The following is a 7069-nucleotide window of genomic DNA, read 5'->3' on the forward strand; positions in this document are numbered from 1 at the left end:
AAGATTTTCGACCGCGCGGAAGGGCACTATCTGTTCGACCGCGAAGGGACGCCGTACCTCGATCTGCAGATGTGGTACTCGGCGGTCAACTTCGGCTACGGAAACCCGCGCCTCAACGACGCGCTCAAGCGCCAGATCGACCTGCTGCCGCAAGTGGCCAGCCAGTACCTGCACCAGAGCCGCATCGAACTGGCCAAGACCATCGCGCTGGACGTGCAGGGCAAGTTCGGCCGCAAGGGCCGCGTGCACTTCAACGTGGGCGGCGCGCAGGCGATCGAGGATTCGCTCAAGCTCGTGCGCAACGCCAGCAACGGCAAGAGCCTGATGTTCGCCTTCGAGGGCGGCTACCACGGGCGCACGCTGGGCGCCTCGTCGATCACCTCCAGCTACCGCTACCGCCGCCGCTTCGGCCACTTCGGCGAGCGCGCGATGTTCCTGCCGTTCCCGTACCCGTTCCGACGCCCGAAGGGCATGACCGCGGAAGAGTATTCGGAGAACTGCGTGAACCAGTTCGCCCGCCTGTTCGAGACCGAATACAACGGCGTGTGGGACCCCAAGACCAACCAGTGCGAGTACGCCGCGTTCTACGTCGAGCCGATCCAGGGCACCGGCGGCTACGTCGTCCCGCCGATGGGCTTCTTCAAGGGCCTGAAGAAGGTGCTCGACCAGTACGGCATCCTGATGGTGGTCGACGAGATCCAGATGGGTTTCTGGCGCACCGGCAAGCTGTGGTCGATCGAGCACTTCGGCGTGACGCCGGACGTGGTGGTGTTCGGCAAGGCGCTCACCAACGGCCTCAATCCGCTGTCGGGCCTGTGGGCGCGCGAGGAGATGATCAACCCGACCATCTTCCCGCCGGGCTCCACCCATTCCACCTTCAACTCCAACCCGCTGGGCACCTCGCTGGGTCTGGAAGTGATCAAGATGGGCTACGAGCTGGACTACGAGACCACCGTGCCGAAGAAGGGCGCGCATTTCCTCGAAGGCCTGCGCGACCTGCAGAAGAAGCACAAGGAAATCGGCGACGTCGACGGCCTGGGCCTGGCGCTGCGCGCCGAGATCTGCACCGACGACGGATTCACCCCGAACAAGGCGCTGCTGGACCGCATGGTCGATATCGGCCTGGCCGGCGACCTGGAGCACAACGGCAAGAAGATCGGCCTCGTGCTCGACGTGGGCGGCTGGTACAAGAACGTGATCACCTTCGCGCCGTCGCTGGACATCACCCACGAAGAGATCGACCTGGCCATCGCGCTGCTGGACCAGCTCCTCACCAAGGCCAAGCGCACGGCGTAAGCCGGCGCGTTTGGCGTCACTGGCCGCTCGTCAGCAAAAACTACCTCACAACCCGGTCGTCATTCCCGCGAAAGCGGGAATCCATTGGCTCCGATGCCCCTGGCGAACATGGATTCCCGCTTTCGCGGGAATGACGGCTTGAAAGATGTTCGATCTTCAACACCACCCAGCCCCACCCCAAGCGAACGGACCCGACCATGACCGAGCCACTCTCCGCCGACGCCGTTCGCGACCAGGTGTTCGCGATCATCGCCAAGCAGGCCAAGATCGAGGTGGCGACGATCACCCCGGCCTCCACGCTGAAAGACCTCGGCGTGGCCTCGCTGGACGCGATCGAGGTGATCTTCGATATCGAGGAGTTCTTCGATATCACCTTCCCCGACCAGGGCACCAACTTCGACACCGACACCGTGCAGCACCTGATCGACGCGGTGATGACGGCACAGGCCGCCAAGGCTGACGGATCGGCATGAGCGACGCCGCCTCCCGCGCCATCGCCATCACCGGCATGGGCGCGATCAGCGCCTTCGGTGAGGGCGCCGAAACCCTGTGGGCCGCCTTGCGCGAAGGGCGCAGCGGCATCCGCCCGCTGCGTCACGAACGCGCCGCCGACCTGCGCGTGCGCGTGGCCGCACAGGTGCCGGAAAGCTTCGATCCGGCCGCACATTTCCCCGAGCGCGTGCTGTCCATGCTCGATCGCACCTCCCAGCTGGCGCTGGTCGCGGCGAACGAGGCGATCGCGCAGTCGAGGCTGGATTTCGCAGCCAGCAGCCTGGGCTTGCGCACCGCGGTGGTGGTGGGTACCGGCGTGGGCGGCGAGACCACCCAGGACGAGCAGAGCCGTCGGCTCTACGCGGAGAACGCCTCGCGGCTGCATCCGCTGAGCATCGTGCGGCTGATGACCAACGCGCCGACCAGCCAGATCTCCATGGCGCATGGCCTGCGCGGCCCGGCCTTCGCCGTGGCGAGCGCCTGCGCTTCCAGCAACCACGCCATCGCCCAGGCCGCGCTGATGATCCGCGCCGGACTGGTCGACGTGGCCGTGGCTGGCGGTACCGAAGCGTGCCTGAGCTTTGGCGCCATGCGCGCGTGGGAAGCGATGCGCGTGCTGGCCGACGACACCTGCCGCCCGTTCAGCGCCAACCGCCGCGGCCTGGTGCTGGGCGAAGGCGCGGGCGTGTTCGTGCTCGAATCCATGGCCCACGCCCGCGCCCGCGGCGCGCAGGTGCTGGGCGTGCTGGCCGGCGTGGGCATGAGCGCGGACGCCGGCGACATCGTGGCGCCGGATCCGGCCGGCAGCGCGTCGGCGATGGCGCAGGCACTGGCCGATGCCGGCCTGTCGCCCGAGGACATCGACTACATCAATGCGCACGGCACCGGCACGCCGGCCAACGATCCGACCGAAACCACCGCGATCCATCGCGTGTTCGGCGCGCATGCGCCGAAGCTGGCGGTGTCTTCCACCAAGTCGATGCACGGCCATGCGCTGGGCGCCTCCGGTGCGCTGGAACTGGTGGCGGTGCTCGGCGCAATGCGCGACGGCGTGGTGCCGCCCACCGCCAACCTCGACGTGCCCGACCCGGCTTGCGACCTGGACTACGTACCCAATACGCCGCGCGAGCTGCGCGTGCGTGCGGCGCTCAGCAACTCCTTCGCGTTCGGCGGGCTCAACGCCGTGCTGGCGGTGCGCGCACCCTGACCTCCGGGAAGCTCGCTGCAGCGGACGCAACCATGCCTTATCTCGCCCAACTCGAACCGGAGAGCCTGCTGCGGCAGTTTCTCGCCCATCCGCCGGAAGGTTTCGTAGCCGGCACCACAGCCTCAGGCATGCCGACCTTTGTGGCGCCGTTCGACCTGCTCACCACGGCCGACGACCCCCTGCGCCGCCGCGTCACGCAGCTCCCCGGCTATCGGCGCTGGGGCAACTGGCTGCGCTGGCGCACGCGCTTTGTCGGCAGCACCGTCACCGAGTTCGCACCGCTGCCGCGCCAAGCTACGCCGCAGGCGCTGGCGCGCGAGCTGGTGGAGCAGCACGGCCGCGACTGCGCGCTGCTGGTGGTGAAGGACATCGCGCCGGAGACGCCCCTGCTCGACGTGGCCGACGGCCAACGTGCCAGCGCCTTCGCCCGCGCGCTGGAAGAGGCCGGCTGCGTGCTGCTCGACGGCATGCCGCTGGCCTGGGTGCCGATCGACTTCGACAGCGAGGAGGATTACCTCGCCCGCTTCTCGCGCAGCCGGCGCAAGGAGATCAAGCGCAAGCTGCGCTCGCGCGCCGACCTGCGCATCGAGGCTTGGCCCACCGGCTCGGCGGTGTTCGAGGATGCTGCCCTGCGCGCACGCATCCACGCGCTGTACGAAAACGTCTATGCGCAGAGCGAGATCCATTTCGACCACCTCACGCCGGACTTCCTCGACGCCGTGCTGCACGACGGCGGCAACGGCGGTGTGGTGTTCGCCTATTTCCACGGTGATGATCTGATCGGCTGGAACCTCTGCTACGAGCACGCCGGCAAGCTGGTGGACAAGTACATCGGGCTGGCCTATCCGGCCGCACGCGAGCACAACCTGTACTTCGTCAGCTGGATGGAGAACCTCGCCTACGCGAGGCGCCGGGACTTGAGCCACTACATCGCCGGCTGGACCGACACCGCAGTAAAGCGCCAGCTGGGCGCGCGTTTCTGCCTCACCCGCCACGCGGTGTACGTACGCAACCCGCTGCTGCGTGCCGTCTTCCGCCGCATCGCCCACCACTTCGAGAGCGAGCCGGTGCAGCCGGCGCCCGCCATGGAATCGGCATGACCCGACCGATCGTGCTGGATATCGACCACTCCGTCGGCCCGCTGTCGCGGCGGCTGGTGGTGCCGCTGGAACACTGGCAGGAAGCGCTGCGCTTCGGCTGCACGCTACGCACGCTCGCGCGCTTCCGCACGGTGCTGGACGACACACTGCCGGCCGAGCACGGCACCGTGCTGCTGGGCAGCGGCGACTTTCATCACCTGAGCTGGCCGCTGATCGAGCGGGTGCGGCACGCCGCGCCGTTCCAGGTGGTGGTGCTGGACAATCATCCGGACAACATGCGCTACCCGTTCGGCGTGCACTGCGGCTCGTGGGTGCGCCGCGTGGCGATGCTGCCGCAGGTCAGCCACGTGCACGTGGTGGGTATCGGCTCCAGCGACATCGGCGCCGGCCACGCGTGGGAGAACTATCTCGCCCCGCTGCGTGCGGGGCGCCTGAGCTACTGGAGCGTGGGTGTGGACGTGCGCTGGGCCGCCAGGGCCGGCCTGGGCCAGGCGTTCCATGCGTTCGAGCATGCCGACGCGCTGGTCGAGGCCTTCACGGCACAGCAGCACGCCGCGCCACAGCCCACCTATCTGTCGATCGACAAGGACGTGTTCGCGCCGGACGTGGCCCGCACCAACTGGGACCAGGGCAGCCTGCAGCTCCGGCACGCCACGGCGATCATCGACAGCCTGCGCGGCGGCCTGGTCGGCAGCGACATCACCGGCGACATCTCCGCCTATCGCTACAAGAGCTGGTGGAAGCGCCGCCTGGCCGCCATCGACGATCAGCCCGTGGTCGACCCGCGCGAGCTGGCGCAGTGGCAGGCGCAGCAGCATGGGCTGAATGAGCAGTTGCTGAGCGCGATCACAGCCCGATAAGAAGAGCCGGAAGCTCAGTGTCCCCGCTCTTCCTCAACACTCAGTCACACGGGCCACCTCTTGCTCCAGGCAGAGAACGTGGTTGCGAGTCCCTGCGCTTCTGCGAGCGTGGATTCCAGTTCGTCAACGCTGAAGCGGACCTCTTTCTGTGGTCGAGAGCTTGGAAGGCCGGGAGCAACATTGACGAGCTCTTGTGAGAAAGTGTTGAAGCCCCAGCGGCCATGCACGAACGAGTTGCGCTTTGATCGCAGAGAATCCACGCTCCTGATCCATTGCTCAAGCTCATTAGACGCTTCCGGTTGCGCCAAAAATTTATGCGCCACAACTTCCTGTAGCGCATCCATCTTTCTCTTAAGGGTTAGACGCTCCACCAAGGCGTTGGCGCTCACCGGATCTCTACCCCCGACCGCGGCTCTGAGATACAGGCCGAGGTTAAATTCAAGACGAGACAGGACCAGCGTGATACGGCCGATAGTGATCGCGGCGGCGTCTTCGAGTTCGTTTCGGCTTTTCTTATCGATTCTAGACATGGATAGTTACGCCACCGGATCTACCGAACGTGCCGAGAGTCTGCTCACTTTTTTCGGCAACATCCATCCTCGCCTGAGCTGAGGCGAACAGATACTTCCTTCATTGCGGACGTGTCAGCTCGGTCCACCAAGCACCGCGCAGATCTGCTCGAAGCCCGCATCGTCCAGCCACGCGCTGTTGCTTATGGTGAGCGCGCGCTGCGCGAAGTCGCGGGCGTGTGGCATGGCGTCGTGCGGCACGCGGTCGGCGAGGTAGGCGTAGTCGGGGAGGGCGTGGACAAACAGGCGGCTGACGCCAAGGCCCGCGGTCCACAGTGCGGCCAGCGCGGCGTCCGCCTTGGTCGCGGTGGGCATCAGCACCAGCAGGAACGGCCAGCTGCCGGTGGTGCCCGGGGCCTCGTCGAACACGGTGAGGCCGGGCAGAGCTCGCAGCCTGGTGAGGCGCGCCTTGGCACGCTCGCGGTTGGCGGCGAGGAAATCGGGCAGGCGTGCCGCCGCGCGGGTGCCCACGCCACGGCGCCAGCGGCCGACGCGATGGAACGGAATCTGCGACGCGAAGTCGTCGCCCACGGCGGCGACCGGATCGCCTCGCTTCAGCGCGCGGCGCAGTGGCATGCCGTAGGCGAGCCTGAGCAGCGACGGCCGATAAAGCGCGGCCAGCCCCAGCAGTTCGACGCTTCGGCGCAGCTCCCAGCCCGGCGCGCGCGGCACGATCGCGGCGCTCACGGCGAGCAACTCGTCGCGCAGCGCGCTATCGCGTGTGACCAGCAGGCCACCTTCGAAAATTGACAGCCCCTTGCCGGCGGCGAGGCTGAAGAAGCCGATGTCGCCGCGCAGCCCTACGCTCTGCCCGCCCTCGCGCGCGCCCAGAGCCTGCGCGGCGTCCTCGATGACGAAGGCGCCGGTGGCGCGGGCCACCTCCTGCGGTGCATCGAGATCGGCGACAAGGCCGGCGAGATGGGTGGGGAGGATCGCGAGGGTATCCTCGCGGCAGGCCTGTGTCAGTGCCTGCGGATCGAGATCCCAGTGGCCCGGGCGGGTGTCGCACAGCCGCAGCGTGAGGCCCATGCGGTGCACGGCGATCGCCACCAGCGGGCAGGTGTAGGCCGGTGCCACCACCACGGAGCGGTTCGGCGCGCGCGCCTTCAGCGCATGCAGCGCCACCAGCAGCGCGGCGGTACCGGAGCATTCCAATTGCAACGGCGGCGCGCCCAGCTGCGTAGCAAGCGTTGCAGTAAGTGCATCGCGACGCGGCAGCAGATCCGCGGCCTGCAACGGCAGGCCGGCGGTGGGCGGAATTTCGCGCAGGCGGCGCATGGGGCTCAGGGGCAGAGCCAAAACAACAACATCCGCACCACATTCCCGCGAATGCGGTAATCAACGTTCGATTTGAGGGAAATGTTTTCCTGCTTTCGCGGGAATGACGACAAAGGATGATTCGGCCATGCATTGAATTACCTCTTCTTGTAGCGGATGCATAGCTCATGGTGCTTCCGGCGCGCTCACAGGCGCGGCCTCGCGCTCGGCCAGGCCCAGGCAGACGATGCCGGCGAGGATCGCGGCGGCGCCGAGCAGCTTGGCGAC

At 67.3% G+C, this 7069-nt stretch carries 7 protein-coding genes; 5 read left to right on the plus strand and 2 right to left on the minus strand.

All coding sequences use genetic code 11. From position 1 onward, the window contains the following. The 5 genes from ACTHJF_RS10190 to ACTHJF_RS10210 all read left to right on the plus strand — a co-directional run. Positions 1–1296: aspartate aminotransferase family protein (locus ACTHJF_RS10190; protein WP_440267014.1), on the plus strand; the 1296-nt coding region annotated here is incomplete at its 5' end. A gap of 197 nt (positions 1297–1493) precedes the next feature. After that, positions 1494–1769 carry a phosphopantetheine-binding protein gene (locus ACTHJF_RS10195; protein WP_440267015.1) on the plus strand — a complete coding sequence of 92 codons (276 nt, stop codon included), beginning with the start codon at positions 1494–1496 and terminating at the stop codon, positions 1767–1769. Then, positions 1766–2995: a beta-ketoacyl-[acyl-carrier-protein] synthase family protein gene (locus ACTHJF_RS10200; RefSeq protein WP_440267016.1), complete on the plus strand. Its 1230-nt coding sequence runs from the start codon at positions 1766–1768 to the stop codon at positions 2993–2995. The genes ACTHJF_RS10195 and ACTHJF_RS10200 overlap by 4 nt, the downstream gene beginning before the upstream one ends. Positions 2996–3027: 32 nt before the next feature. After that, positions 3028–4095 (plus strand): peptidogalycan biosysnthesis protein, encoded by a 1068-nt coding sequence (locus tag ACTHJF_RS10205; protein WP_440267017.1) that lies wholly within the window; start codon positions 3028–3030, stop codon positions 4093–4095. Then, positions 4092–4955: an arginase family protein gene (locus ACTHJF_RS10210; protein ID WP_440267018.1), complete on the plus strand. Its 864-nt coding sequence runs from the start codon at positions 4092–4094 to the stop codon at positions 4953–4955. Before ACTHJF_RS10205 ends, ACTHJF_RS10210 begins: the two co-directional genes overlap by 4 nt. Positions 4956–4999: 44 nt before the next feature. Here the strand turns inward: ACTHJF_RS10210 and ACTHJF_RS10215 are convergent, their stop codons facing one another. Both ACTHJF_RS10215 and ACTHJF_RS10220 read right to left on the minus strand, forming a co-directional pair. Further along, the gene (locus ACTHJF_RS10215) at positions 5000–5485 is read right to left on the minus strand and encodes a hypothetical protein (RefSeq protein WP_440267019.1); all 486 of its coding nucleotides are present in this window, start codon (positions 5483–5485) and stop codon (positions 5000–5002) included. A gap of 114 nt (positions 5486–5599) precedes the next feature. Further along, positions 5600–6802, minus strand: a complete 1203-nt coding sequence (locus ACTHJF_RS10220) for a DegT/DnrJ/EryC1/StrS family aminotransferase (protein ID WP_440267020.1) — start codon at positions 6800–6802, stop codon at positions 5600–5602. Positions 6803–7069 lie beyond the last annotated feature (267 nt).

Origin of the sequence: Dyella sp., assembly GCF_051962475.1 — a bacterium.
GTDB lineage: Bacteria > Pseudomonadota > Gammaproteobacteria > Xanthomonadales > Rhodanobacteraceae > Dyella_A.

Bases quoted from the DNA above. Each gene is read 5' to 3' on its own strand.
- ACTHJF_RS10215 (WP_440267019.1), bottom strand. From the start codon at position 5,485: ATGTCTAGAATCGATAAGAAAAGCCGAAACGAACTCGAAGACGCCGCC.
- ACTHJF_RS10220 (WP_440267020.1), bottom strand. From the start codon at position 6,802: ATGCGCCGCCTGCGCGAAATTCCGCCCACCGCCGGCCTGCCGTTGCAG.
- ACTHJF_RS10205 (WP_440267017.1), top strand. From the start codon at position 3,028: ATGCCTTATCTCGCCCAACTCGAACCGGAGAGCCTGCTGCGGCAGTTT.
- ACTHJF_RS10195 (WP_440267015.1), top strand. From the start codon at position 1,494: ATGACCGAGCCACTCTCCGCCGACGCCGTTCGCGACCAGGTGTTCGCG.
- ACTHJF_RS10200 (WP_440267016.1), top strand. From the start codon at position 1,766: ATGAGCGACGCCGCCTCCCGCGCCATCGCCATCACCGGCATGGGCGCG.
- ACTHJF_RS10210 (WP_440267018.1), top strand. From the start codon at position 4,092: ATGACCCGACCGATCGTGCTGGATATCGACCACTCCGTCGGCCCGCTG.